Genomic DNA, 24,537 nt, shown 5'->3' with positions numbered 1-24,537 from the left:
CGGGCGCGCTGCGCGCGGTGTAGGGGCCGACGGGCAGAATCACCCCATGACCGTCGCTCTGATGTGGGAGGCCCGCGCCGCCGCCGGCCGCGGCGCACGACTGCTGGACTGGGCCCGCGCCCAGGTCCTCGACCCCGCCCCGCTCCGCCGCGAGACCTTCACCGCCCCGGCCGACCGGGTCCTGGTCATCACCTGGTGGGACGCGCCCTACGACGCCGATCTCCCCGAACTGCCCGACCCGCCCGCGGAGTCGCTGCACCGCCCGGTCCACCGCTGGCGCTTCGAGAGCGTGGGGGAACCGTGAGGGCGCCCCTGCCCCCGCCGCCGCCCCCCGTCCACCTGTGGGCCTGGCCGGACCGTGCCGCCCTGCTCGCCGACCGGGCCCGGGCCCTGGCGGTGCTGCGCCGCCGGAACCTGTCCCCCCTGCGGCTGGTCCTGCTGTGGATCCTGGCGGCGGACGCCGTGCTGAGCTGCATGCTGTGGACGGCCTTCGCCAAGAACCTCTCCGGCTCCTCCGCCTCCCCCGTCGAGTACGCCCTGGCCGCCGTCCTGCTGCTGCTCGCCGCGGTCACCCTGGCCGCGGCGGCGATCGGCCTCACCGCCTGGCTGCGCCGGGGCCGCGACCTGCGGTGGCTGATGGCGGACTGGGCCACGGTGGACGGCGAACCCGCCGCGTACGCCCTCCCGCCCGGCGCCGCGCCCCCGGACGAACCGGCCGCCACGGGCGGCGGACGCTGGTGGGCCTGGCTGCTGGCCTCGGCCCTGGCCTGCCTGGCGGGTCTGGCCCTGCTCGGGGCGGTCGCCCCCGCCCTGGGCCCGGACACCGACCCCTACGACCTGGCCGCCTCCGCCGGAGTGATCGTCCCCCTGCTGGGAGCGGGTGCCCTGGGACTGGCCACGTGCGCGTACCACCGCCGGGCGCTGGGCGGCACCGCGGACTGAGGACCGGGCCGCGTCTCCTGCCCGCACACGCCGGAGCGCCGGGCCCGCGGCCCGGCGCTCCTCCTGACCGGCTCACCGGAGACCCCTGGTCCCGGATCAGAACCCGAAGACGATCCGGGCCGTGACATCCCCGCGCAGCACCTCCCGCATCGCCTCGTTGACCGTCTCCAGCGAGCAGGACTCGGAGATGACGGTGGTGCCGAAAGCCCGTCAGAAGGAGGACCGATGGTCCCGCCCGGGGTCCCGTCGGCCCCGGCCCGCCGGTCTCAGCCCTCCAGCAGCGGCGCGGTGTCCAGCTCCGGGTACGGGGCGGGCAGCGGCAGCCGGCGGCCGAGGTCCACCTCGGCCCGCGTCGCGTAGCGCGCCCCGGCCGGGTCCTCCCCCGGCACCGGGCCGGAGAAGGCGTACGCCTTCTTCTCCTGACGGTGGACCACCACGTGGACGGGCACCCCGGCGGCGGCGTAGGCGCGGTACTTCGACCCGGTGTCCGTCTCGTGGTTGGTGGAGGTGATCTCCCCGGCCAGTGCGAGCAGTTCGATGGAGTACCAGCCCTTGTGCGCGCGGCGGTACGCCTCGTCGAGCTCGGTGGGCTCACGGCGCGTGACGTAGAAGTCGGGGATCACCAGGGTGCGTACGCCTCCGTCCCGCGCGCCGGCGCAGTAGCCGTTACCGAGCCCGGCGAATCCCACACCGGCCGAGGTGAGCTGGACGGTGAGCTGGAACGCGCCCGCGTTGTGATGGTGGTCGGCTGGTGGCGTCAAGACGGGGAGTCCCTCGATGTATTCGGCTCGCAGTGGTGCATGGGAAGCCCTCTGGAGCGCGACCAGCAGATCGATGGGGTCCTGCGGCTCGTTCATCGGCTCGGTGACGGGAACGGCGGCCATCGCTGTCCTCCCCTGTCGCTGATGTCAGGCCACGCCGTGCCGGGTGCCCCGGAGAGGATTGCGGGTGGTTGCGCGCGGCGTATGGGTGAAACCATGCGATGTCACCTGTTCGAGTGGGGTACGGCTGCCTGGTCCGTCTCGGACACCGCCAGTACGGCGATCCGGGTGCGGCCGGGATCCAGGACCGCGAAACCGGCGTCCGTGAGATCGCCGAAGAACCAGTCGTTCTCCCGGCCGGGCTCCACGGTGAAGCGCAGCCAGCGGTACTCGCAGGCGAGGCGTACGGCGTACGGCGGCGGCCTCAACGGCCGGGCACCGGGGGAGGGCCGATGCGGCTGGGAGTGCTCGTACCGCATATGGGCCTCGGTGATCCGGATCGGTTCACGGAGCGCTTCCTCGCCCCACGGGACCATGTGCCGCACGGATGCCTCCCGGAACGACGGGGCGTGCAGGAGGACCAGCGCGTCCTGGGCCTGCCTGGCGAGCGGCGGGAGGAACTCGTCGCAGAAGGGATGCTCGGAGGCGATCGCGTCCTGGACCGCCTCCGCGAAACCACGGGGCTCGTCGTTGAAGTCGATCCAGGTCGTCCAGAAACCCCGCAGTCCGGCGAACCGCACCGCGTCCGGGACGAGTCTGCCCGGTGCGGGGCGCGGCGTCAGGCGGCCGGCCGGCCCAGGAGCACGGCGGGGGCGCCGGCGACGCGGGTGAGGAAGACCGTGGCGGCGTTCGGGCCGGTGGGCCTCAGCTTCCGGCGCAGTTCCTCCGGCTCGACGGCGGAGCCGCGCTTCTTCACCGTCAGCGTGCCCACCCCGCGCTCGCGCAGCAGCGCCTTCAGCCGTTTGACGTTGAAGGGGAGCACGTCGGTGATCTCGTACGCGTTCGCGTACGGCAGCGGGCGCAGTTCGTCGGAGGTGACGTAGGCGATCGTCGGATCGATCAGGCGCCCGTCCACCCGCTCGGCGACCTCCGCGACCAGATGGGCGCGGATGACCGCGCCGTCCGGCTCGTACAGGTAGCGGCCGACCGGACCGGAGGGGGGGTCCGGCAGCCCGGCGGAGACCAGGGTGCGGGGGCCGGGCAGGAGGGTGGCGCGCGTGGCGCGCTCCCGCGCGGGGAGCCCGAACCACAGCACGGCCTCCTTCACGTCCCCGCCGTCGGAGATCCACTCGGCCGCCGCGTCGTCCGGCACCGCCTCGTGGGGGATGCCGGGGGCGACCTTCAACGCGGCGTGCGGGGCACGGCGGGCGGAGGCGACGGCCCAGGACAGCGGGGGCGAGTACGCCTCGGGGTCGAAGATCCGGCCGCGTCCGCCGCGCCGGGCCGGGTCGGCGAAGACGGCGTCGAAGCCGGACGTGTCCACCTCCGTCACGTCCTCGCAGCGCACCTCGATCAGATCGGCCAGGCCCAGCGCCTCGGCGTTGGCGCGGGCGACGGCGCAGGTCAGGGGGGAGCGGTCGACGGCCAGGACGCGGATTCCGGCGCGGGCCAGCGCGATGGCGTCGCCGCCGATGCCGCAGCACAGGTCGGCCACCGAGCGCACGCCCAGGGCGGCGAAGCGCCCGGCGCGGTGGGCGGCCACGCTCGCGCGGGTGGCCTGCTCCACGCCGTCGGGGGTGAAGTACATCCGGGCGGCGTCCCCGTCCTCCCCGCCCCCGAACTTCGCGGCCGCCCGCTGCCGCAGCCGCGCCTGGGCCAGGGCCGACGAGACCAGTTCGGCGGGGTGGTCGCGGCGCAGCCGGGTGGCGACGGCCAGCTCCCGCCCGGGGTCGTACGTCCGCAACTCCTCCAGGAGGCCCTGCCCCTCGTCGGTCAGCAGGGCACGGAAGGCGGAGACGGGGTCGGGCTCGGAACCGGTGGGCGCGTGCACCGGACCATCATCGCAGCGCCGTCGCGGCGGCCGTCGTCAGCGGGTGAACAGCGTGGCCGGATCGATGTCCATGGGGAAGTCCATGGGGAAGGGGACGGGGACGGGAACGGGGAGCTTGTCGCGGTGGATGCCGGTGGCCACGTACGCGCCGGTGGTGTCGTCCAGCTCGTAGACGTGGACGACCGGGACGCCGTCCTCCTCCACCCGCCAGAAGTGCCGGATGCCGGCCCTGGCGTACTTCAGCGGCTTGGTCTCCCGGTCCCGCACCGCCGACTCGTCCGGGACGATCTCGACGACGAGCACGACCTCTCCGGGGAGGCAGGAGGTGCGCTTCCTCCGAGGGGGAGCGTCGACGACCAGGATGTCCGGCCCAGGGCGCCGGCGCTCGCCCAGCCGGATCGGCATCCCGGCGGGAACCCGCAGGTGGTGAGGGCGGCGAGTTCTGTCGCGTTGGCCGGCCGCCGCATCACGATGCTGTGGAACTCGGTCCGCGGCGACATCATCACGAGGGCTCCGTCGATCAGCGTCGATCAGCTCGAAGCGCCGGGCGTCCGACGGCAGCCGGTCCAGGTCGCCGGCGGTCCAGCCGCCGGGCGGCGGATGGAACCAGTCGGGCAGGGGCTCTGCGGTCATCGGCGGCCCTCCTCACGGGTGGGCACCTGCGACGCGGCACGGGCTCAGCGTACCGACGGAGGCGCGCAACGCGCCGTGCATTGGCACTCCGGTTGACTGAGTGCTAACCCCCGCATAGTCTCGACGTTGGCACTCTCCCCAGGTGAGTGCCAATCCCAGCGACGGGCAGATCCGGCACCCGCGACGACGGATCTACCAGGTCGCCACCCCAGACATCCAAACCCCGTGAGATCTCCGAAGGGGGAGGTCGGATCGTGACGACCGCCACTAGCTCCAAGGTTGCCATCAAGCCGCTCGAGGACCGCATCGTGGTCCAGCCGCTCGACGCCGAGCAGACCACGGCCTCCGGCCTGGTCATTCCGGACACCGCCAAGGAGAAGCCCCAGGAGGGCACCGTCCTGGCCGTGGGTCCGGGCCGCTTCGAGGACGGCAACCGTCTGCCGCTCGACGTCAAGGTCGGCGACATCGTGCTGTACAGCAAGTACGGCGGCACCGAGGTGAAGTACAACGGCGAGGAGTACCTCGTCCTCTCGGCTCGCGACGTTCTCGCGATCATCGAGAAGTAAGTCACCGCGAAGACTGCCTGTGGTCCGCGCCCTGGTACCCGCGTCTGAGACAGCCGGGGCCGGGGCGCGGATCTTTTGACGAGGACCCGAGAGGAACCGAGCAACCATGGCGAAGATCCTGAAGTTCGACGAGGACGCCCGTCGCGCCCTCGAGCGCGGTGTCAACAAGCTCGCCGACACCGTGAAGGTGACGATCGGCCCCAAGGGCCGCAACGTCGTCATCGACAAGAAGTTCGGCGCCCCGACCATCACCAACGACGGTGTCACCATCGCCCGCGAGGTCGAGGTCGAGGACCCGTACGAGAACCTGGGCGCCCAGCTCGTCAAGGAGGTGGCGACCAAGACCAACGACATCGCGGGCGACGGCACCACCACCGCCACCGTGCTGGCCCAGGCCCTGGTCCGCGAGGGTCTGCGCAACGTCGCCGCCGGCGCCTCCCCGGCCGCCCTGAAGAAGGGCATCGACGCCGCGGTCAAGGCCGTCTCCGACGACCTGCTGGCCACCGCCCGCCCGATCGACGAGAAGTCCGACATCGCTGCGGTCGCCGCGCTGTCCGCCCAGGACAAGCAGGTAGGCGAGCTGATCGCCGAGGCGATGGACAAGGTCGGCAAGGACGGCGTGATCTCTGTCGAGGAGTCCAACACCTTCGGTCTGGAGCTGGACTTCACCGAGGGCATGGCCTTCGACAAGGGCTACCTGTCGCCCTACATGGTCACCGACCAGGAGCGGATGGAAGCGGTCCTGGAGGACCCGTACATCCTGATCCACCAGGGCAAGATCTCCGCGATCGCGGACCTGCTGCCGCTGCTGGAGAAGATCATCCAGGCGAACAGCTCCAAGCCGCTGCTGATCATCGCCGAGGACGTCGAGGGCGAGGCCCTGTCCACGCTGGTCGTCAACAAGATCCGCGGCACCTTCAACGCGGTGGCCGTCAAGGCCCCGGGCTTCGGCGACCGCCGCAAGGCGATGCTGGGCGACATGGCGACGCTGACCGGCGGCACCGTGGTCGCCGAGGAGGTCGGCCTCAAGCTCGACCAGGTCGGCCTGGACGTGCTGGGCACCGCCCGCCGCGTGACCGTCACCAAGGACGAGACCACCATCGTCGACGGCGGCGGCAAGAAGGAGGACGTCGAGGCCCGCGTCGCGCAGATCCGCGCCGAGATCGAGACCACCGACTCCGACTGGGACCGCGAGAAGCTCCAGGAGCGTCTGGCGAAGCTGGCCGGCGGCGTGTGCGTGATCCGCGTGGGCGCGGCCACCGAGGTCGAGCTCAAGGAGAAGAAGCACCGCCTGGAGGACGCCATCTCCGCGACCCGCGCCGCGGTCGAGGAGGGCATCGTCTCCGGTGGCGGTTCGGCGCTGGTCCACGCCTCCAAGGTGCTGGAGGGCAACCTCGGCAAGGAGGGCGACGAGGCCACCGGTGTCGCGGTCGTCCGCCGCGCCGTGGTCGAGCCGATGCGCTGGATCGCCGAGAACGCCGGCCTGGAGGGCTACGTCATCGCCTCCAAGGTCGCCGAGCTGGAGAAGGGCCACGGCTTCAACGCCGCGACCGGCGAGTACGTCGACTTGATCAAGGCCGGCGTCATCGACCCGGTGAAGGTCACCCGCTCCGCCCTGGAGAACGCCGCCTCCATCGCCTCGCTGCTGCTCACGACCGAGACCCTGGTCGTGGAGAAGCCGGCCGAGGAGGAGCCGGAGGCCGCCGGGCACGGCCACGGCCACGCCCACTGACCCCCGGGCGCCCGCACGCCGAGGCCCGGCCTCCCCTCCTCCGGATTCCGGAGCGGTCAGGGGAAGCCGGGCCTTCGCGCCGCCGCCGGGCGGGAGGCCCGTAAGCGGGGAAGGGGCCGCCCGCGGGACGGCCGTGCGCCGGTCACCTGGGGCTGAAGCGCCCGGTGGTGGAGGACGCGCGGGCGACCAGACCGCGCGGCGCCAGCCGGGCGACGCCCATCAGGGCCTTGTAGCGCGGGTCCGGGACGGACAGGGTCCGGCCCTTCGCCAGGTCGGCCATGGCCGCGTCGACCACCCGGTCCGCGTCCAGCCACATCCAGCCCGGCACGTTCTCCGCCGCCATCCCGGCCCGCCGGTGGAACTCCGTCCGCACGAACCCGGGGCACAGCGCCATCAGCCGCACCCCCGACCTCCCCAGGTCGCGGGCCGCGCCCTGGGTGAACTGCACGACCCACGCCTTGGAGGCGCCGTAGGTGCCGCGCGGGAGGAACGCCGCCACCGAGGCCACGTTGACGATGCCGCCGCGTCCCCGCTCGCGCATGCCCTCCGCCGCGGCCGAGGTCAGCCGCAGCACGGCCTCGCAGTGCACCTTGAGCATCCGCAGCTCGTCCTCGACGGGGACCTCCAGATAGCGGCCCTTGTTGCCGAACCCGGCGTTGTTGACCAGCAGGTCCACCGGGTGTTTGCGGTCGCCCAGACGCTCCTCGACCGACGCGATGCCCTCGTCCGTGGCGAGGTCGGCGGCGAGGGTGGACGCCTCGATGCCGTGCCGGTCGTGGAGTTCGGTGGCGTGCTGCCGCAGCCGCTCGGTGTCCCGGGCCACCAGCACCACGTCGTGGCCGTCGCGCGCGAGCCGGCGGGCGAAGGCGGCGCCGATGCCCGCGGTGGCTCCTGTGATCAGTGCAGTCGTCATATCGGCACGCTATCCGGCCGGACGCGGAATGCCGTCCGTCAGGAGGACTGCTTCGCCGTGTACTTCAGGGCCTGCTCGCGCTCGGGGGGAGGCAGTGCCTCCCCGGCGGCCAGGACGCGGGGGAGCAGTTCCCGTTCGGTGGTCAGGGCGCGGAAGAGGAACGAGACGGTCACCTCGTGGTCCGGGCGGTGGAGGATCTCGATCCGGTCCCCGGCGCGGACCTCGCCCGGCTCGACCACCCGGAGGTAGGCGCCGGGCAGCGCGGCCCGCGTGAACCGCTTCGCCCAGCCCGTCTCCCCCAGCCAGACCGCGAACGTCCGGCAGGGGATGCGCGCGCAGGAGACCTCCAGCACCACGTCCGGCCCGACGCGCCAGCGCTCGCCGACCAGGGCGCCGTTCACGTCGACGCCCGAGGTGGTGAGGTTCTCGCCGAAGACCCCGCCCGGCAGCTCCCGGCCCAGTTCCCTCTCCCACGCGTCCAGGTCCTCCCGGGCGTAGGCGTACACCGCCTGGTGGTCGCCGCCGTGGTGCCGCAGGTCGCCGATGGCGTCGCCGGCGAGGGCGCTGCCGCCCACACCCTTGGGGCCGGGGGCGGCGACGGCGACCGGACCGTCGGCCGGGCGCTTGTCGATGCCGGTGATCCCGGTGGGGGAGTCGGTGTAGTCGGCCGCGAAGGGCCGGGCCAGGTTCACGGAAAGGAGCCGCATGCGGGCAGCCTAGGGCGACACCGCCCAAAGGGACGAGCGGATATCCGGGCGGCCGGCCAAGCGCTGCTTATGGTGAGGACATGTTCGAGGTCCGTCACCTCCGCGTGCTGCGCGCCGTGGCCCGCACGGGATCGTTCTCGGCCGCCGCCCGCGAACTGGGCTGTACACAGCCGGCCGTCAGCCAGCAGATGAGAGCCCTGGAGCAGGCCGCGGGCACCCCTCTGCTGGTCCGTACCGGGCGCGAGACGCGTCCCACCGAGGCGGGGGAGGCACTGGTGCGGCACGCGGCGGGGATCCTGGCCGCCCTGGCCGCGGCCGAGGAGGAGGTGGCGGCCATCGCGGGGCTGCGGGCGGGACGGGTGCGGCTGGCGTCCTTCCCCAGCGCCAGCGCCGCTCTGGTGCCGGCGGCCGTCGCCGCGCTGCGCGAGGAGTACCCCGGCGCCCGGGTGTCGCTGGTGGAGGCCGGGCCGCCGCGCTCGGCGGAGATGGTCGGGGAGGGCGAGTGCGAGATCGCCCTCGTCTACCGCCACACCGGTTCCGGCGCTCCGGCGGCGGACGGGGCGTTCGGGGACCCGGGGGACGGCCTGGTGGTGCGTCCGCTGCTCACCGAGCGGTTCGTCGGGCTTCTCCCGGAGGACCACCACCTGGCACGGGCGGAGAGCGTGGACCTGGGGGAGCTGGCGGAGGAGTCCTGGATCGCGGGCTGCCGGCGCTGCCGCGGCCATCTGGTGAGGATCTGCGAGAGCGCGGGCTTCGCCCCGCGGATCGACTTCACCGCCGACGGCTCCCCGGCCGTGGCGGGACTGGTCGGGGCGGGGCTGGGGGTGGCCGTGCTGCCCGAGTCGGCGATCGGGCCGGTGCGTCCGGAGGGCGTGCGGACCGTGCGGATCACCCCGGAGGCGGGGCGGGAGGTGGCGGCGCTCACCCTGCCGGATCTGGTCCGTGTCCCGGTGGTGGCCGCCATGCTGGACCGCCTGTCGGCCGCCGCCCGCGGATGAGGCGCGTCCGCACCCATGGGCACCGCGTCCGGGCGCGGACGCGCAGGAACGTTTCTTCGCGAGGTCCTCGGGCCGGGACGGTCTCTTGGTGCGCGGGACGGCTAGGCGCCGGCGGCGCCGACGAGCCGGTTCCGGGCGCGTCCCATCAGTTCCTCGCGTTCGTCCTCGGTGAGCCCGCCCCATACTCCGTACGGCTCACGCACGGTGAGCGCGTGGGTGGCGCACTCGGCCCGGACCGGGCAGCGCATGCACACCTCCTTGGCGGACGCCTCGCGCGCGCTGCGCGCCGCCCCGCGTTCCCCTTCCGGATGGAAGAACAGCGAACTGTCGACTCCTCGACAGGCGGCCAGCAGCTGCCAGTCCCACAGATCGGCGTTGGGGCCCGGAAGGCGGGAGAAATCTGCCATGGCTTGTCCTCTCGGAAGCGAACTGATGCTGGTGAACCAGTCGAGAACAGTCACGACCGTACATCCACGGTATGAGTAGATGTAAATATGTCTCTTCGCAATTTTTGCGACACACGCGGCAATAAAGAGAAAACCCGCCAAACAGGGCAAATGACGACACGGCCGCTGATCTGCGCGGGATAGCCCCTCCGTGTCGGGCCGATCACGTAGGGTGTTGAAAGCGGGCGCCGAAGACCGTAACTCTTTCGGGTGACCGTCGTTGAGTGTGCGGAGGCGGTTGACGGAGACAAGTGCCGGACGGATGCCCGGGACGGTCAACCGCGCAGGTGACGATTCGTACCAGCCCTGGAGGCCTAAGGTGATGCGCATGAGCTGCGGAGGGCGATCATGACTTCCGTCCTCGTCTGCGACGACTCCCCGCTTGCCCGAGAGGCGCTGCGCCGCGCGGTCGCGACCGTGCCCGGCGTGGAACGCGTGACCACGGCGGCCAACGGCGAGGAAGTCCTCCGCCGCTGGGGCGCCGACCGCTCCGATCTCATCCTGATGGACGTCCGGATGCCCGGCCTGGGCGGCGTCGAGACCGTGCGCCGCCTGCTCTCGGCCGACCCCGGCGCACGCATCATCATGCTGACCGTGGCCGAGGACCTCGACGGGGTGGCACTGGCCGTCGCCGCCGGCGCCCGCGGCTACCTGCACAAGGACGCCTCGCGCGCCGAACTGCGGGCCACGGTCACCCAGGCCCTGGCCGACCCCACGTGGCGGCTGGCGCCGAGGCGGCTGCGGTCGGCCGAGATGGGCGCCGCGCCGACGCTCACCGCACGTGAGATCCAGGTGCTGGAGGGCATGAGCCACGGCCGCTCCAACGCCGAGATCGGACGCGAGCTCTTCCTGTCCGAGGACACGGTGAAGACCCATGCGCGGCGGCTGTTCAAGAAACTCGGAGCCTCCGACCGGGCGCACGCGGTGGCGCTCGGGTTCCGCTGGGGCCTCGTCCGCTAGAGGGTCCCTCCCCTCCCCGGACCGCGGACACCCGAGGACGCCGGAGCGGGGGAGCCCCGGTGCTCCCCGCCTCCCCGTCCCCGTTCCTCTCCTCGTTCCCGGAGAAGGTTCCCACCGGCCCCGGAGCCCCGGGCGGTGGGACCTCCGGGAAACGGCCCGGTGCCGTAATTTCCCGCGTGCCGCATCCTGGGTGTATGGAGTTCCTCGGGGACCGGACGGCCAGGCGTGAGGGGAGGGCGCGGGACGTGACAGCGAGTGCCCCTGTCCATAACGCTTCAGCGCACGACCGCGGACGCGGTGCGGCGAAACGCCCGCGACGGGTGCACCATGGACCGATGCGCGACGACGAGACGCTTCCCGCGGCCGAGGGCCAGGGGGAGATCGGTGCCCTCGTCCAGCGCGCGGTCGAGGGGGACGAGCAGGCCACCCACGACCTCCTCGCCCGCGTCCACCCGCTCGCGCTGCGCTACTGCAGGACGCGGCTGACGCGGCTCCCGGGAGACGCCCGCCACTTCGTGGACGACCTCGCCCAGGAGGTCTGCCTGGCGGTGCTGTGCGCCCTGCCGCGCTACCGCGACACGGGCAAGCCCTTCGAGGCCTTCGTGGTGGCCATCGCCCAGCACAAGGTCGCCGACCTCCAGCGGGCCGCCATGCGCGGGCCGGGCAGTACGGCGGTGCCCTCGGACGAGATGCCCGAGCGGCCCGACGACTCGCTCGGCCCGGAGGAGCGGGCCCTGCTGAGCAGCGACGCGGAATGGGCCAGGAAACTGCTGGCCAACCTCCCCGAGCACCAGCGCGAACTGGTCCTGCTGCGGGTGGCCGTCGGCCTGACCGCGGAAGAAACGGGACAGATGCTCGGAATGTCCCCGGGGGCCGTGCGCGTTGCACAACACCGTGCCCTGTCGAGGCTGCGCGCGCTCGCCGAGCAGTGACCGGTCCCTCCGGGGGCCGGTCCGGCCTGTGACACGGGGCACCCGTCAGGCCCGATAGCATGGACATCCGCGCCGGGCAAGAGTATTTGGGGAAGGTGCCATGGAAGGCGTCATGACAGGCAGTGTCGGCAATGGGGACGGGGTACCCGAGAAGTTCGCCGCGCTGGGCCTGACGTTCGACGACGTGCTGCTGCTGCCGGGCGAGTCCGACATGGCCCCGCAGGACATCGACACCTCCTCGTACGTCTCGCGCAACGTCCGCGTGAACATCCCGCTGATCTCCGCGGCGATGGACAAGGTCACCGAGGCCCGGATGGCCATCGCCATGGCCCGGCAGGGCGGTGTCGGCGTCCTCCACCGCAACCTGTCCATCGAGGACCAGGCCGACCAGGTCGACCAGGTCAAGCGGTCCGAGTCCGGCATGGTCACCGACCCGATCACGATCCGCCCGGACGCCACGCTCCGCGAGGCGGACGAGCTGTGCGGCCGGTTCCGCATCAGCGGTGTGCCGGTCACCGACGCCGCGGGCAAGCTGCTGGGCATCGTCACCAACCGCGACATGGCCTTCGAGACGGACCGCGACCGCCAGGTCCGCGAGGTCATGACGCCGATGCCGCTGGTCACCGGCCGGGTGGGCATCTCCCGGGCGGACGCGATGGAGCTGCTGCGCCGCCACAAGATCGAGAAGCTCCCGCTGGTCGACGACGACGGCGTGCTCAAGGGCCTGATCACGGTCAAGGACTTCGTCAAGGCCGAGAAGTACCCCAACGCCGCCAAGGACTCCGAGGGCCGGCTGATCGTCGGCGCCGCGGTCGGCGTGGCCGGCGACGCCTACGAGCGGGCCCAGGCGCTGGTCGAGGCGGGCGCCGACTTCATCGTCGTGGACACCGCGCACGGCCACTCCAGGCTGGTCGGCGAGATGGTCGCCAAGATCAAGTCGAACCACTCGGTCGACGTGGTCGGCGGCAACGTCGCCACCCGCGAGGGCGCCCGGGCGCTGATCGACTCGGGCGCGGACGGCGTCAAGGTCGGCGTCGGGCCGGGCTCGATCTGCACCACCCGCGTGGTCGCCGGCATCGGCGTCCCGCAGGTCACCGCCATCTACGAGGCCTCGCTGGCCGCCAGGGAGGCCGGTATCCCGGTCATCGGCGACGGCGGCCTCCAGTACAGCGGCGACATCGCCAAGGCCCTGGTCGCGGGCGCCGACACGGTGATGCTCGGCAGCCTGCTGGCGGGCTGCGAGGAGTCGCCGGGCGAGCTGCTGTTCATCAACGGCAAGCAGTTCAAGTCCTACCGGGGCATGGGCTCGCTGGGCGCGATGCAGTCGCGCGGGCAGGCCAGGTCGTACTCCAAGGACCGCTACTTCCAGGAGGCGGTCGCCGCCGACGACAAGCTCATCCCCGAGGGCGTCGAGGGCCAGGTGCCCTACCGCGGCCCGCTCGGCGCGGTGGTGCACCAGCTCGTCGGCGGTCTGCGGCAGTCGATGTTCTACGTCGGCGGCAGGACCGTCCCGGAGCTGAAGGACAGGGGGCGCTTCGTGCGCATCACGGCCGCCGGGCTCAAGGAGAGCCACCCGCACGACATCCAGATGACGACGGAAGCCCCGAACTACTCGGGTCGCTGAGCCGTATAACCTGGTCGCGCCTGTGTGAGGGGGTCCGTTCCGATGCTCTACGCGGTCAAGTACACCGAAGAGGCCGCCCGCATCCGGGACGGGCTCCCCGCCGACCGCAGGGAGCTGCTGGAGCGGGGCCTGCTGGTCCTCGCGCAGGATCCGCGGCCGAAGATGTCGATCCCCATCTCCGAGGACGAGGCCACCCGCTCGCTGGCGCTGACGCCGAACATCGGCATCGAGTACCTGGTGAGCGACGGCCTCCTGCTCGTCCTGGTGGTCCACGTCGTGGACTTCACCCAGGTGCTCCTGGAGGAGTGACACCGGGGTCCGGCCCCCGGACCCCGCTCGGGGATACTGGGGGAGTAGACCGTAGGAAGGGCACAGCACGTGACTGAGATCGAGATCGGCCGTGGCAAGCGCGGACGGCGCGCGTACGCCTTCGACGACATCGCCGTGGTGCCCAGTCGGCGCACCCGGGATCCGAAGGAGGTCTCGATCGCCTGGCAGATCGACGCCTACCGCTTCGAGCTGCCGTTCCTGGCGGCGCCGATGGACTCGGTCGTCTCGCCGCGCACCGCGATCCGCATCGGCGAGATGGGCGGCCTCGGGGTGCTCAACCTCGAGGGGCTGTGGACGCGCTACGAGGACCCCGAGCCGCTGCTCGCGGAGATCACGGAGCTGGACGAGTCCGAGGCGACCCGCCGTCTCCAGGAGATCTACGCCGAGCCGATCAAGGAGGAGCTGATCGGGCAGCGGATCAAGGAGGTCCGCGACTCGGGCGTGGTGACGGCCGCGGCGCTGTCGCCGCAGCGCACCGCGCAGTTCTCCAAGGCGGTCGTCGACGCGGGCGTCGACATCTTCGTCATCCGCGGCACCACCGTCTCCGCGGAGCACGTCTCCTCGGCAGCCGAGCCGCTGAACCTCAAGCAGTTCATCTACGAGCTGGACGTCCCGGTCATCGTGGGCGGCTGCGCCACGTACACCGCCGCGCTGCACCTGATGCGCACCGGAGCCGCGGGCGTCCTCGTCGGCTTCGGCGGCGGCGCCGCGCACACCACCCGCAACGTGCTGGGCATCCAGGTGCCGATGGCCACCGCCGTCGCCGACGTGGCGGCGGCCCGCCGCGACTACCTGGACGAGTCCGGCGGCCGGTACGTCCACGTCATCGCCGACGGCGGCGTGGGCTGGTCCGGCGACCTGCCCAAGGCCATCGCCTGCGGCGCGGACGCGGTGATGATGGGCTCCCCGCTGGCCCGCGCCACCGACTCGCCCGGCCGCGGCCACCACTGGGGCATGGAGGCCGTCCACGAGGACGTGCCGCGCGGCAAGCGCGTCAACCTCGGCACGGTCGGCACCACCGAGGAGATCCTGCTGGGCCCCTCGCACAGCCCCGACGGCTCCATGAACTTCTTCGGCGCCCTGCGCCGGGCCATGGCCACCACGGGCTACTCGGAGCTCAAGGAGTTCCAGCGCGTGGAGGTCACGGTCTCCCGCTGACGGCGGACGCGCGCACGCGAAGGGGCCGGGCCCGGCGGACGATCCGCCGGGCCCGGCCCCTTCCGCCGTCCCTCACAGCCGGTGTGCCGCCCCCGTCGGGCTGGCGCCGCGGGTGTCGAGCAGGAGCTGGGCCTTGGCGGACAGGCTCTGCAGGTCGTAGACGCGGTGGTGCTGGAGGAGCAGGGTGAGGTCGGCCGCGGCGGCGGACTCGTAGAGGGAGTCCGCGCGCGGGACCGGCCGGCCCGCCACCCGCCACTGCGGCACGTGCGGGTCGTGGTAGCTGAGTTCCGCGCCCATCTCCAGCAGCCGGAAGGCGATCTCGGGGGCGGGGGAGCCCTCCTGGTCGGCCAGGTCGGGCTTGTAGGTGACGCCCAGCAGCAGGACGCGGGCGCCGCGGGCCGACTTGCCGTGCTCGTTCAGCAGCGTGGCCGCGCGCTGGGCGACGTAGCGGGGCATCCGGGCGTTGACCTCCTGGGCGACCTCCACCAGGCGCAGCGGATAGCCCGGGGTGCGGTTCCCCCGGTACAGGCAGGCCGGGTCGACGGGGATGCCGTGGCCGCCCACCCCCGGGCCGGGCCGGAAGGCCTGGAAGCCGAACGGTTTGGTCTCCGCGCAGCGGATCACGTCCCACAGGTCCACGCCGAGGTCGTGGCAGAGCACGGCCATCTCGTTGACCAGGGCGATGTTGACGTGCCGGTAGTTGGTCTCCAGCACCGCCGTCATCTCCGCCTCGCGCAGCCCGCGCGCCCGCACCACCTTCTCGGTCAGCCGCCCGTAGAGGGCCGCGGCGGCCTCGGTGCAGGCCGGGGTGAGCCCGCCGATGACCCGCGGGGTGTTGGCGTAGCCGTGGGAGCGGTTGCCGGGGTCGAGGCGGGCGGGGGCGCAGGCGAGGTGGAAGTCGCGCCCGGCGCGCAGTCCCGAGGCCTGCTCCAGCAGCGGGGCGACGCACTCCTCGGTGCCGCCCGGGTGAACGGTGGACTCCACCACGACGGTGGTCCGCGGCCGCAGCCGCTCGCCCAGGGTCAGCGCGGCCCGGCGCACCGCGCCGAGGTCCAGCGAACGGTCCCCGGCCGGCGGGGTGGGGACGCAGACGAGGGCGCTGCGGACCTTGCCGAGGACGGCCGGGTCCGAGGTGGCGCGGAAACCGGCGGAGAGCATCCGGCGGACCTCGGCCGCCGACAGCCCGCCGCCGGCCGGGGGCCGTCCGGCGTTCAGCTCCGCCACGGCGTGCTCGTCGGGGTCGTAGCCGATGGTGCCGATACCGGCGGCGGTGGCGGCCTGAGCTGCCGGAAGGCCGAGGTGGCCCAGGCCGAGGACGGCGAGATCTGCGGGCATGAGGCGGCGTCCCTTCCCCTGTCGACTGGAGCACGGCTCGTGGGGACGGTGTCAGGTTAAGCGCATATATGACAGTTATGGTGGATTGCGCGCGGTGAGGTGTCCGCTCGGGTCCAAAGTCGTGGGAAAGGCGGACGACCGGGTAAAGGCCAGAGCAGGGACGGACGGCCGACGGATCTGGGAGGCAGCGGTGAGGACAGCGGCACTGGGACCGGCCGAGCGGGCCGAGGCGCTCGCCCACATGGCGGAACGCGAGCTGGACGTACTGGTCGTCGGCGGCGGCGTGGTCGGCGCGGGCACCGCCCTGGACGCGGTGACCCGCGGGCTGTCGACCGGGATCGTCGAGGCGCGCGACTGGGCCTCGGGCACCTCCAGCCGGTCCAGCAAGCTCATCCACGGCGGACTGCGCTACCTGGAGATGCTGGACTTCGCCCTGGTGCGGGAGGCCCTCAAGGAACGCGGCCTGCTCCTGCAGCGGATCGCCCCCCACCTGGTCAGGCCCGTGCCGTTCCTCTACCCGCTCCGGCACCGGGGCTGGGAGCGGCTGTACGCGGGCACCGGCGTGGCGATGTACGACGTGCTCGGCGCGGCGTCCGGACGCAGCCGCGGACTGCCCCGCCACCGGCACCTGACGCGCGGCCACGCCCTGCGCGTGGCGCCGGCCCTGCGGAAGGACGCGCTGGTGGGCGCCCTCCAGTACTACGACGCCCAGGTGGACGACGCGCGCTACGTGGCCGCCCTGGTCCGCACGGCCGCCGCCTACGGGGCCCACGCCGCGAACCGGGCGCGGGTCGTCGGCTTCCTGCGCGAGGGGGAGCGCGTGGTCGGCGCGCGGGTGAAGGACCTGGAGCAGGGCGGGGAGTTCGAGGTCCGCGCCAAGCAGGTGGTCAACGCCACCGGGGTGTGGACCGACGACACCCAGCGGCTGACCGCCGAGCGCGGGCAGTTCCACGTCCGCGCCTCCAAGGGCATCCACCTGGTGGTCCCCAGGGACCGCATCCACTCCACCACCGGGCTGATCCTGCGGACCGAGAAGAGCGTGCTGTTCGTCATCCCCTGGGGGCGGCACTGGATCATCGGCACCACGGACACCGACTGGGACCTGGACAAGGCTCATCCGGCGGCCTCCAGCGCCGACATCGACTACCTCCTCGACCACGTCAACTCCGTGCTGGCCGTGCCGCTCACCCGCGACGACGTGGAGGGCGTGTACGCCGGGCTGCGCCCGCTGCTGGCGGGGGAGTCGGAGGCCACCAGCAAGCTGTCGCGCGAGCACACCGTCGCCCACGCGGTGCCGGGCCTGGTGGTGGTCGCGGGCGGCAAGTACACCACGTACCGGGTGATGGCCAAGGACGCCGTCGACGCGGCCGTGCACGGGCTCGACCACCGGGTCGCCCCGTGCTGCACCGAGGAGGTGCCGCTGGTGGGCGCCGAGGGCTACCCGGCGATGTGGAACGCCCGCGCCCGGATCGCCGCCCGCACCGGCCTCCACGTCGCGCGCGTGGAGCACCTGCTGGGCCGGTACGGCTCGCTCACCGACGAGGTGCTGGCCCTGATCGCCGACGACCCCCGGCTCGGCGAGCCCCTGCCGTACGCGGACGACTACCTCAAGGCGGAGGTGGTGTACGCCTGTTCGCACGAGGGCGCGCGCCACCTGGACGACGTCCTCACCCGCCGGACCCGCATCTCCATCGAGACCTTCGACCGCGGCACGCGCAGTGCCCGCGAGTGCGCCGAGCTGATGGCGCCCGTGCTCGGCTGGGACGGCGACCAGATCGAGCGGGAGGTCGCGCACTACGAGAAGCGGGTCGAGGCCGAACGGGAGTCCCAGCGCCAGCCCGACGACCAGACCGCCGACGCCGCGCGGCTGGGGGCTCCGGACATCGTGCCGCTGTGACGTTCCCGCCCGCCGGGCCGCCGGAACGGCGTGCCGGGGCGTCAGCGGCGCGCCCGTGCACCGCCGTTCCGGTGGCATGACCATGGCCGCGTACGTCTCGGCCGACCCCGTGGGAGAGAATGGGACGACTGCTGGGGCGGGCTGAGTGTGAGGGGACACATGAGCGACGTGGACGGCCGCGGCAAGAAGTCAGGGCGGCTGCTTGGCGGACGGTACCGGCTGGGCGACGTCCTGGGGCGCGGTGGCATGGGCACCGTGTGGCGTGCCGAGGACGAGGTGCTGGGCCGCACCGTCGCGGTGAAGGAGCTGCGCTTCCCCTCCAGCGTGGACGAGGAGGAGAAGCGCCGCCTGATCACGCGCACCCTGCGCGAGGCCAAGGCCATCGCACGCATCCGCAGCAGCAACGCCGTCACCGTCTACGACGTGGTGGACGAGGACGACCGGCCCTGGATCGTGATGGAGCTGGTCGAGGGACGCTCCCTGGCCGACGTCCTGCGCGAGGACGGGCCGCTGGAGCCGCGCCGGGCGGCCGAGGTGGGCCTGGCCGTCCTGGACGTGCTGCGGGCCGCGCACCGCGAGGGCATCCTCCACCGTGACGTGAAACCGTCCAACGTCCTCATCGCGGACGAGGACGGCAGGGTCGTCCTCACCGACTTCGGCATCGCCCAGATCGAGGGCGACCCCTCCCTGACCTCCACCGGCATGCTGGTCGGAGCGCCCTCCTACATAGCGCCCGAACGGGCCCGCGGCCGGCGCCCCGGCCCGCCCTCCGACCTGTGGTCGCTGGGCGGGCTGCTGTACGCCTCGGTGGAGGGCCACCCGCCGTACGACAAGGGCTCGGCGATCGCCACCCTGACCGCGGTGATGACCGAGCCGCTGGAGCCCCCGAAGCGGGCCGGGAGCCTGGAGGAGGTCATCTACGGGCTGCTGGAGAAGGACCCGGCCAAGCGGCTGGACGAGCCGGGCGCGCGGGCGCTGCTGGAGAAGGCGGCCCAGGGCGGCGCCGAGGCCGAGGGCACCCGGACGACCGTGCTCCCGCTGCTGGGCGGGCGCGCGTCCGCCGCCATGGCCGCGATCGGCGGCAAGCGGGCGAAGGACGCCAAGGACCCGAAGGACGCGAAGGACCCGAAGGACGCGAAGGGACCGGGAGAGGCCGCGAAGCCGGGGGACCCCGAGGCCCGGGAGGGCAAGGGGAGACCGGCCGCCGCGGCGGCGCCGGATACCCCGGCCGTCTCCTCCCCGGCGGCCGGCCCCACCGGACCGGCCGCCGAGCGGGCGCGCGAGGCGCTGCGGGCCGTGCGCGGCGCCGCTGCCGCAGCGGCGGCCAGGCTCGCCGCGGAGCGGCGGCCGGCCCCGGACGGCGGGAACCCCGGAGGCGCCGGCATCACCACGGCCGCGCTCTCCGCGCGTCTGGCCGGCCTGACCCGTATGACGCGTCAGCCCACCGGCATCGCGGTGGTCGCCGTGGTCGTGCTCGCCCTGCTCGGGACCGTCCTCGCCGTCGCGTTCAGCGGTGGCGAGGAGGCGAACGGCGGCACCCGGCAGCAGCAGTCCGTCACCGGCGGCAGCGCCGACGGGGACAACGGCGACCGGAAGGCCCGGGACGGCGAGGAGGACGGCGAGGCCGCCGGCAGCGGGACGTCCGGCCGGGGCGACCGGGACGGCGGGAACGGCGGCTCCGGCGGCGGGAACGGCGAGGACGGCCGGGACGGCGGGAGCGGCGAGGACACCGGCTCCGGCACCGGCGAGGACGCCGGCACCGGCGGGGACGGCGGCAACGAGGGCGACAAGGGAGGCCAGGGCGGCGGCGGAACGCTGCCCGACGGCTTCGAGAAGATCGTCGACGACCGCTTCAACTTCTCGATGTTCATGCCCGGGGGCTACGAGCGCACCGCCATAGCGGGACAGAACTCCGGAGGCATCTACACCCCGCCCGGCGGCGGTTACCCCAAGGTCCAGGTCGACTTCAACAGCAGCCCCGGGAAGAGCGCGGCGGGCGCGTGGAGGTCCCTGGAACCCGCGGTGAGGAGCAGCAGCAACGGCTACTCCCTGATCGGGATCAAGTCCGTGAGCTGGCGGGACTACCCGACCGTCGCCGACTGGACGTTCGAGCGCGTGGAGAGGGGCGTGAAGGTCCGCGTCCTCAACCGCGGCTTCCGGGTGGACTCCGAACGCGGCTACGCCATCATGATCACGTGCAAGGCGGGCAAGTGGGACGGTGAGGAGTGCCGCACCGTGCGGGAGACCGCTTTCCGGACGTTCCGGCCGCGGTAGGGAAGGCAACCGCGCCGACCGGCGACGTGAGGGCCCTCCGGCACGTATCGTGATATGCCGCAGACCCTGCGCATCCGCGATCCGCTGATGGGAACGGGTCGTCGGGCAACCGTAGGCGGGGGAGCAGTGGGGAGGCGCGCCGTGGACGACTACTCGGGTCGGCTGCTGGCCGATCGGTACCGCCTGCCGCGTCCGCCGTCCGACGAGTACGAACTCGTCGAGTCCCGCGCGTACGACACCGCCAGCGGCCAGGAGGTGACGGTCCGCCAGGTGCCGCTGCCCGAGGTGGTGGAGGCGGAGTTCGTCGGCGGGGGCGCGGGGCGGACGGGCGGCCACGGCGGCACGCGCACCGGGCGGGCGACGCGGCGCCCGGCCGACCCCACCGTGCGGCGCGCGGTGGAGGCCGCGCTGGCCGCCGCCCGGATACCCGACCACCCGCGGCTGGACCAGGTCTTCGACGTCTTCGTCGAGGGCGACGGGCTGTGGATCGTCAGCGAACTCGTCGCCGCCCGGCCGCTGGCGGCCCTGCTCGCGGAGAAGCCGCTGAGCCCCCACCGCGCCGCCGAGCTGGCCGACGACCTGCTCACCGCCCTGCGCGTGGTGCACGCGCACGGCTGGGTCCACCGCAACATCACCCCTCACACGGTCCTGGTCTGCGACGACGGCCGTGCCGTCCTCACCGGGCTGGCCGCCGGCGCGGCGGAGGAGGCCCTGTGCGGGTACGACCCCCTTCCGGCCCCGCCGCGCGGCCGGCCGCAGGAGGAGCCGCCCGGCCTCCCCGGCGGGGACGCCGGACCGTTCCGCGGCGGCGTGCCCCGGCAGACGTCCGGTCCCGGATCCGGCCCGCACCAGGGCGGACTGCCCGCCTTGCCGGAGGGCTACCGGAAGGAGGACGGCGACCTCGGCCCCGTCATCCCCGGAGTCCGCGGGGAGGCCCCCGGCGGAGGCGGCGCGGACACGGACCCCCCCGCCGCGCGCTGGGACGAGAACTGGGAGGCCGGGGACGGGGACCGCTACCGCGGCCCCGCCACCGCCCTCGCCGCCGAACGGGCCCGCCAGGCCAGGATCACGACCGTCGGCGCCGTCACCGAGCGCTGGGCGCCCGAGCAGGCCGGGCCGGTGTACGAGAACTGGCGGCTGGCCCCGCCGGTCGGCCCGGCGGCCGATCTGTGGGCGCTGGGCGCCCTGCTGTTCCGGGCCGTGCAGGGGCACGCTCCCTACCCGGAGGACTCCGCGGCCGAGCTGGTGCAGATGGTGTGCGCCGAGCCGCCGGCGTTCGCCGAGGAGTGCGGGGCGCTGCGGCCCGTCGTGGAGTCGCTGCTGCGCCAGGACCCCACCGAGCGGCCGGACGCCGAGGAGCTGGGCGGCTGGCTGCGGTCGCTGATCCGCTCCGCGCCCGAGCCGGAGGTCGGGCTGCACACCGTCACCGTTCCGCTCTCCCTGGAGGCGGGCCGGGCCGCCGACCCGCGGCGGCTGCCCATCGTGCGGCGCCGGGGCGAACTGGTCCGCAGGAAGCGCGCCGAGCGCGCGCCGGTGCCCGCCCGCGCCCGGCACCGGCGCGCCCGGAAGGAGCGCAGCCCGCGCCGCCTGGGATGCGCGCTGGTCGGTCTGGTCCTGCTGCTCCTGACCGGGACGCTGGTGTACGCGGCGCTGTTCATGCCCGGGGCGGACACCGGATCCTCCGTGTCCCCGCGCGACCAGCGCGCCGGCCGGGTGGAGACCGGACCGGGGGAGTCCGGCCGGACGTCCCCGGAGTCCTCCGCGCCGTCCTCCGCGGAACCCTCCGGCCCCGGGGAGGACGGGGGCACCGCCTCGCCCGGCGCCCGGGAGCCGCGGACCACCGAGTCCGCGCAGGGACTCGACGGCTATGTGCGGCACAAGGACGACCGGGGCTTCCAGATCGCCGTTCCCGAGGGCTGGCGGCGCAGCGGGCCCAACGGCAGCGGCCAGGTCGTCTTCCGGGGGCAGGGCGTGGAGCTGGTCGTGGTGCCCGGCCGGGACACCACCGAGGAGTACGGCGACGACCCGATGGCGTACCTCACCGGCGAGCAGCCGGAGCTGGACGCCTACCGCGCCTCCGAATGGGCCACCAGCTCCGGCATGCGGCGGATAGAGGTGGGCCGGACGGTGATGGCGGAGGGCCGGTTCAGCTGGACCGACGACCGGGGCGACACGTACATGCGCAACCGGGCGATCGTCATCGGCGACAGGTACCACACGGTGCTGATCAGGGGGCCCGAGAACCGCAAGGCCACCGTCGACCGCCACTTCGACGCGCTGGCGGACACCTACCGCTTCACCGGCTGACGGGACGCCCGGGCGGGGAGGCCGGGGCACGGCACGGACCCGCGCAGGTTTGTGCCAGTGATCGCTGGCAGATTCCGTGAAAAGTGGTTACCGGCGGGTACCCACCGGCCTGGATCCGGCCTACCCTCCGCTCTATGACGGAAACGCCAGGCACCGCCACCGGGACGACGAGCGCGGCACACGCGACGGACGGCAACCCGGTCGCTCCTTCCCCCGCCACCGCCCGCACCGCCGCGGACGTGGTGACCGACGCACTGGTCGCCCGTCTGACCGAGGGCGTCGCCGGCAGCGGCAGCACCGCCTGCCACACCCCCTTCACCGGCGAGAAGCTGGCCACCCTCCCCGAGTCCACACCGAAGGACGTCGCCGAGGCGTTCGCCCGCGCCCGCGAGGCCCAGCGCGCCTGGGCCGCCCGCCCCGTGCGCGAGCGCGCGGCCGTCCTGCTGCGCTTCCACGACCTGCTGCTCAGCCGCCAGTCCGAGGTGCTGGACCTGATCCAGCTGGAGACGGGCAAGGCGCGGCTGCACGCGCACGAGGAGGTGCAGGCGGTCGCCGTCGCCGCCCGGCACTACGGCCGCAAGGCCGCCTCCTACCTGCGCCCCCGGCGCCACACCGGCGCCATCCCCGTCCTGACCAAGGTGCGCGAACTGCGCCACCCCAAGGGCGTCGTCGGGCAGATCGCGCCCTGGAACTACCCCCTGGAGCTGTCCGTCGGCGACGCCCTGCCGGCCTTCGCCGCGGGCAACGCCGTGGTGATGAAGCCCGACACCGAGACCGCGCTGACCGCCCTGTGGGCGCGCGCCCTGCTGATCGAGGCCGGACTGCCCGCCGCCGTGTGGCAGGTGGTGATCGGCGACGGACCCGTCGTGGGCCCGGCGGTCGTCGACCACGCCGACTACGTCTCCTTCACCGGCTCCACCCGCACCGGCCGCGAGGTCGCCCAGCGCGCCGCGTTCCGACTGGTGGGCTGCTCGCTGGAACTGGGCGGCAAGAACGCCATGCTCGTCCTGGACGACGCCGACCCGGACAGGGCGGCGGCCGGCGCGGTGCGCGCCGCGTTCTCCTCGGCCGGCCAGCTCTGCATCTCCATCGAGCGGATCTACGTCCACGCGTCCCTCGCCGACGCCTTCACCGAGCGCCTCACCGCCCGCACCAGAGCCCTGCGCCTGGGCTCCGCCCTCGCCTACGGCGCCGACATGGGATCGCTGGTCTCCGAGCGGCAGCTGGAGACCGTCACCCGCCACGTGGAGGACGCCGTCGCCAAGGGGGCCAGGGTGCTGACGGGCGGCAGGCCGCGCCCCGACATCGGCCCGCTGTTCTACGAGCCGACCGTCCTGGAGGGCGTCACCGCCCCGATGGCCGTCTGCGAGGAGGAGACCTTCGGCCCCGTCGTCTCGGTCTACCGCTTCACCGACGACGACGAGGCCGTCTCGCTCGCCAACGCCACCCCGTACGGGCTCAACGCCAGCGTCTGGTCCGGCAGCGCCCGCCGCGCCCGGGCCGTCGCCGCCCGGCTGCGCACCGGCACGGTGAACATCAACGAGGGCTACGCGGCGGCGTACGGCAGCGTCCAGTCCCCGATGGGCGGCATGGGCGATTCCGGGCTGGGCCGCCGCCACGGCTCGGAGGGCATCCTCAAGTACACCGAGGCCCAGACCGTCGCACACCAGCGCGTCCTGCCCATGGCGCCGTCGCTGGGCATGGACGACGAGAGGTACGCGGCGTTCATGTCGCGTTCGCTGCGCGCGCTGAAGGCGTTCCGCTTCCGCTGACGCCCGCCGCTCCCATCCCCGCCGTCCCCATCCCCTCCCGCCGCCCCCCGAACGACACGGCCGCACCACCGGAGGTCCCGCCATGCCCGAAACGCAGGACAGAGCAGCACACACCCCGTCCGAACCGCCGTACGACTACGACGTGATCGTCGTCGGCTCCGGCTTCGGCGGCTCGGTGTCCGCGCTGCGGCTCACCGAGAAGGGCTACCGCGTCGGCGTCCTGGAGGCGGGCCGCCGCTTCACCCGCGAGACGCTGCCGA

Annotated in this window: 23 protein-coding genes; 15 read left to right on the top strand and 8 right to left on the bottom strand. The window is 73.5% G+C overall.

The features are described from left to right. Positions 1-46: 46 nt before the first annotated feature. Together ABD358_RS25695 and ABD358_RS25690 are read left to right on the top strand one after the other, a co-directional pair. Positions 47-304, top strand: coding sequence for a hypothetical protein (locus ABD358_RS25695; protein ID WP_344633535.1), 258 nt, complete (start codon positions 47-49; stop codon positions 302-304). Further along, positions 301-942, top strand: coding sequence for a hypothetical protein (locus tag ABD358_RS25690; protein WP_344633534.1), 642 nt, complete (start codon positions 301-303; stop codon positions 940-942). The genes ABD358_RS25695 and ABD358_RS25690 overlap by 4 nt, the downstream gene beginning before the upstream one ends. Before the next feature lie 266 nt (positions 943-1,208). Here ABD358_RS25690 and ABD358_RS25685 read toward each other — a convergent pair whose 3' ends face one another. The 4 genes from ABD358_RS25685 to ABD358_RS25670 all read right to left on the bottom strand — a co-directional run bounded on the left by ABD358_RS25685 (position 1,209) and on the right by ABD358_RS25670 (position 4,326). Next, entirely contained in the window at positions 1,209-1,826 is a 618-nt protein-coding gene (locus ABD358_RS25685; protein ID WP_344633533.1) for a Uma2 family endonuclease, read from the bottom strand. 101 nt (positions 1,827-1,927) lie between these two features. Beyond that, positions 1,928-2,443 (bottom strand): DUF6183 family protein, encoded by a 516-nt coding sequence (locus ABD358_RS25680; protein WP_344633532.1) that lies wholly within the window; start codon positions 2,441-2,443, stop codon positions 1,928-1,930. Positions 2,444-2,481: 38 nt separating this feature from the next. Continuing rightward, positions 2,482-3,693 carry a THUMP-like domain-containing protein gene (locus tag ABD358_RS25675; RefSeq protein WP_344633531.1) on the bottom strand — a complete coding sequence of 404 codons (1,212 nt, stop codon included), beginning with the start codon at positions 3,691-3,693 and terminating at the stop codon, positions 2,482-2,484. 36 nt (positions 3,694-3,729) lie between these two features. Beyond that, entirely contained in the window at positions 3,730-4,326 is a 597-nt protein-coding gene (locus tag ABD358_RS25670; RefSeq protein WP_344633530.1) for a Uma2 family endonuclease, read from the bottom strand. Between the two features lie 254 nt (positions 4,327-4,580). On the opposite strand from ABD358_RS25670, the gene groES reads away from it, so the two are divergent. Both groES and groL read left to right on the top strand, forming a co-directional pair. Continuing rightward, the gene (gene groES, locus ABD358_RS25665; RefSeq protein WP_031510287.1) at positions 4,581-4,892 is read left to right on the top strand and encodes a co-chaperone GroES; all 312 of its coding nucleotides are present in this window, start codon (positions 4,581-4,583) and stop codon (positions 4,890-4,892) included. 106 nt (positions 4,893-4,998) lie between these two features. Then, entirely contained in the window at positions 4,999-6,624 is a 1,626-nt protein-coding gene (gene groL / locus ABD358_RS25660; RefSeq protein WP_344633529.1) for a chaperonin GroEL, read from the top strand. Between the two features lie 142 nt (positions 6,625-6,766). Here groL and ABD358_RS25655 read toward each other — a convergent pair whose 3' ends face one another. Then, positions 6,767-7,537 (bottom strand): SDR family NAD(P)-dependent oxidoreductase, encoded by a 771-nt coding sequence (locus tag ABD358_RS25655; protein ID WP_344633528.1) that lies wholly within the window; start codon positions 7,535-7,537, stop codon positions 6,767-6,769. Between the two features lie 38 nt (positions 7,538-7,575). After that, the gene (locus ABD358_RS25650; RefSeq protein WP_344633527.1) at positions 7,576-8,244 is read right to left on the bottom strand and encodes an MOSC domain-containing protein; all 669 of its coding nucleotides are present in this window, start codon (positions 8,242-8,244) and stop codon (positions 7,576-7,578) included. An 80-nt stretch (positions 8,245-8,324) separates the two neighbouring features. On the opposite strand from ABD358_RS25650, the gene ABD358_RS25645 reads away from it, so the two are divergent. Next, positions 8,325-9,242 (top strand): LysR family transcriptional regulator, encoded by a 918-nt coding sequence (locus ABD358_RS25645; protein ID WP_344633526.1) that lies wholly within the window; start codon positions 8,325-8,327, stop codon positions 9,240-9,242. 101 nt (positions 9,243-9,343) lie between these two features. Here ABD358_RS25645 and ABD358_RS25640 read toward each other — a convergent pair whose 3' ends face one another. After that, positions 9,344-9,649, bottom strand: a complete 306-nt coding sequence (locus ABD358_RS25640) for a WhiB family transcriptional regulator (protein WP_344633525.1) — start codon at positions 9,647-9,649, stop codon at positions 9,344-9,346. A gap of 387 nt (positions 9,650-10,036) precedes the next feature. On the opposite strand from ABD358_RS25640, the gene ABD358_RS25635 reads away from it, so the two are divergent. The 5 genes from ABD358_RS25635 to ABD358_RS25615 all read left to right on the top strand — a co-directional run bounded on the left by ABD358_RS25635 (position 10,037) and on the right by ABD358_RS25615 (position 14,692). Beyond that, entirely contained in the window at positions 10,037-10,648 is a 612-nt protein-coding gene (locus ABD358_RS25635) for a response regulator transcription factor (RefSeq protein WP_003948568.1), read from the top strand. Positions 10,649-10,983: 335 nt separating this feature from the next. Next, positions 10,984-11,580, top strand: coding sequence for a sigma-70 family RNA polymerase sigma factor (locus tag ABD358_RS25630; RefSeq protein ID WP_344633524.1), 597 nt, complete (start codon positions 10,984-10,986; stop codon positions 11,578-11,580). 112 nt (positions 11,581-11,692) lie between these two features. Then, positions 11,693-13,204: an IMP dehydrogenase gene (gene guaB, locus ABD358_RS25625; RefSeq protein ID WP_344633523.1), complete on the top strand. Its 1,512-nt coding sequence runs from the start codon at positions 11,693-11,695 to the stop codon at positions 13,202-13,204. Positions 13,205-13,246: 42 nt separating this feature from the next. Further along, entirely contained in the window at positions 13,247-13,513 is a 267-nt protein-coding gene (locus tag ABD358_RS25620) for a hypothetical protein (RefSeq protein ID WP_344325022.1), read from the top strand. 69 nt (positions 13,514-13,582) lie between these two features. Continuing rightward, entirely contained in the window at positions 13,583-14,692 is a 1,110-nt protein-coding gene (locus tag ABD358_RS25615) for a GuaB3 family IMP dehydrogenase-related protein (protein ID WP_344633522.1), read from the top strand. Positions 14,693-14,764: 72 nt separating this feature from the next. On the opposite strand, the gene ABD358_RS25610 is transcribed toward ABD358_RS25615, so the two are convergent. Further along, positions 14,765-16,027: a nucleotide sugar dehydrogenase gene (locus ABD358_RS25610; RefSeq protein WP_344633521.1), complete on the bottom strand. Its 1,263-nt coding sequence runs from the start codon at positions 16,025-16,027 to the stop codon at positions 14,765-14,767. A 190-nt stretch (positions 16,028-16,217) separates the two neighbouring features. On the opposite strand from ABD358_RS25610, the gene ABD358_RS25605 reads away from it, so the two are divergent. From ABD358_RS25605 to ABD358_RS25585, 5 genes are all read left to right on the top strand, one after another. Next, positions 16,218-17,924: a glycerol-3-phosphate dehydrogenase/oxidase gene (locus ABD358_RS25605; RefSeq protein WP_344633520.1), complete on the top strand. Its 1,707-nt coding sequence runs from the start codon at positions 16,218-16,220 to the stop codon at positions 17,922-17,924. A 159-nt stretch (positions 17,925-18,083) separates the two neighbouring features. Next, positions 18,084-20,198: a serine/threonine-protein kinase gene (locus ABD358_RS25600; protein WP_344633519.1), complete on the top strand. Its 2,115-nt coding sequence runs from the start codon at positions 18,084-18,086 to the stop codon at positions 20,196-20,198. A 141-nt stretch (positions 20,199-20,339) separates the two neighbouring features. After that, a complete protein-coding gene (locus tag ABD358_RS25595; protein ID WP_344633518.1) occupies positions 20,340-22,505 on the top strand; it encodes a serine/threonine-protein kinase in 2,166 nt (721 codons plus the stop codon). Positions 22,506-22,639: 134 nt separating this feature from the next. Further along, entirely contained in the window at positions 22,640-24,277 is a 1,638-nt protein-coding gene (locus tag ABD358_RS25590) for a succinic semialdehyde dehydrogenase (RefSeq protein WP_344633517.1), read from the top strand. Positions 24,278-24,359: 82 nt separating this feature from the next. Continuing rightward, on the top strand, positions 24,360-24,537 hold a 178-nt coding region (locus ABD358_RS25585), incomplete at its 3' end, for an NAD(P)-binding protein (protein WP_344633578.1).

This window comes from Streptomyces glaucosporus (assembly GCF_039533345.1).
Taxonomy (GTDB): domain Bacteria; phylum Actinomycetota; class Actinomycetes; order Streptomycetales; family Streptomycetaceae; genus Streptomyces; species Streptomyces glaucosporus.
This window is presented reverse-complemented; position numbering and strand designations above follow the sequence as displayed.

Coding starts and splice junctions, on each gene's coding strand:
- ABD358_RS25695 (WP_344633535.1), top strand. CDS start 47: ATGACCGTCGCTCTGATGTGGGAGGCCCGCGCCGCCGCCGGCCGCGGC.
- ABD358_RS25685 (WP_344633533.1), bottom strand. CDS start 1,826: ATGGCCGCCGTTCCCGTCACCGAGCCGATGAACGAGCCGCAGGACCCC.
- ABD358_RS25670 (WP_344633530.1), bottom strand. CDS start 4,326: ATGACCGCAGAGCCCCTGCCCGACTGGTTCCATCCGCCGCCCGGCGGC.
- groL (WP_344633529.1), top strand. CDS start 4,999: ATGGCGAAGATCCTGAAGTTCGACGAGGACGCCCGTCGCGCCCTCGAG.
- ABD358_RS25655 (WP_344633528.1), bottom strand. CDS start 7,537: ATGACGACTGCACTGATCACAGGAGCCACCGCGGGCATCGGCGCCGCC.
- ABD358_RS25650 (WP_344633527.1), bottom strand. CDS start 8,244: ATGCGGCTCCTTTCCGTGAACCTGGCCCGGCCCTTCGCGGCCGACTAC.
- ABD358_RS25645 (WP_344633526.1), top strand. CDS start 8,325: ATGTTCGAGGTCCGTCACCTCCGCGTGCTGCGCGCCGTGGCCCGCACG.
- ABD358_RS25640 (WP_344633525.1), bottom strand. CDS start 9,649: ATGGCAGATTTCTCCCGCCTTCCGGGCCCCAACGCCGATCTGTGGGAC.
- ABD358_RS25635 (WP_003948568.1), top strand. CDS start 10,037: ATGACTTCCGTCCTCGTCTGCGACGACTCCCCGCTTGCCCGAGAGGCG.
- ABD358_RS25630 (WP_344633524.1), top strand. CDS start 10,984: ATGCGCGACGACGAGACGCTTCCCGCGGCCGAGGGCCAGGGGGAGATC.
- guaB (WP_344633523.1), top strand. CDS start 11,693: ATGACAGGCAGTGTCGGCAATGGGGACGGGGTACCCGAGAAGTTCGCC.
- ABD358_RS25620 (WP_344325022.1), top strand. CDS start 13,247: ATGCTCTACGCGGTCAAGTACACCGAAGAGGCCGCCCGCATCCGGGAC.
- ABD358_RS25610 (WP_344633521.1), bottom strand. CDS start 16,027: ATGCCCGCAGATCTCGCCGTCCTCGGCCTGGGCCACCTCGGCCTTCCG.
- ABD358_RS25600 (WP_344633519.1), top strand. CDS start 18,084: ATGAGCGACGTGGACGGCCGCGGCAAGAAGTCAGGGCGGCTGCTTGGC.
- ABD358_RS25590 (WP_344633517.1), top strand. CDS start 22,640: ATGACGGAAACGCCAGGCACCGCCACCGGGACGACGAGCGCGGCACAC.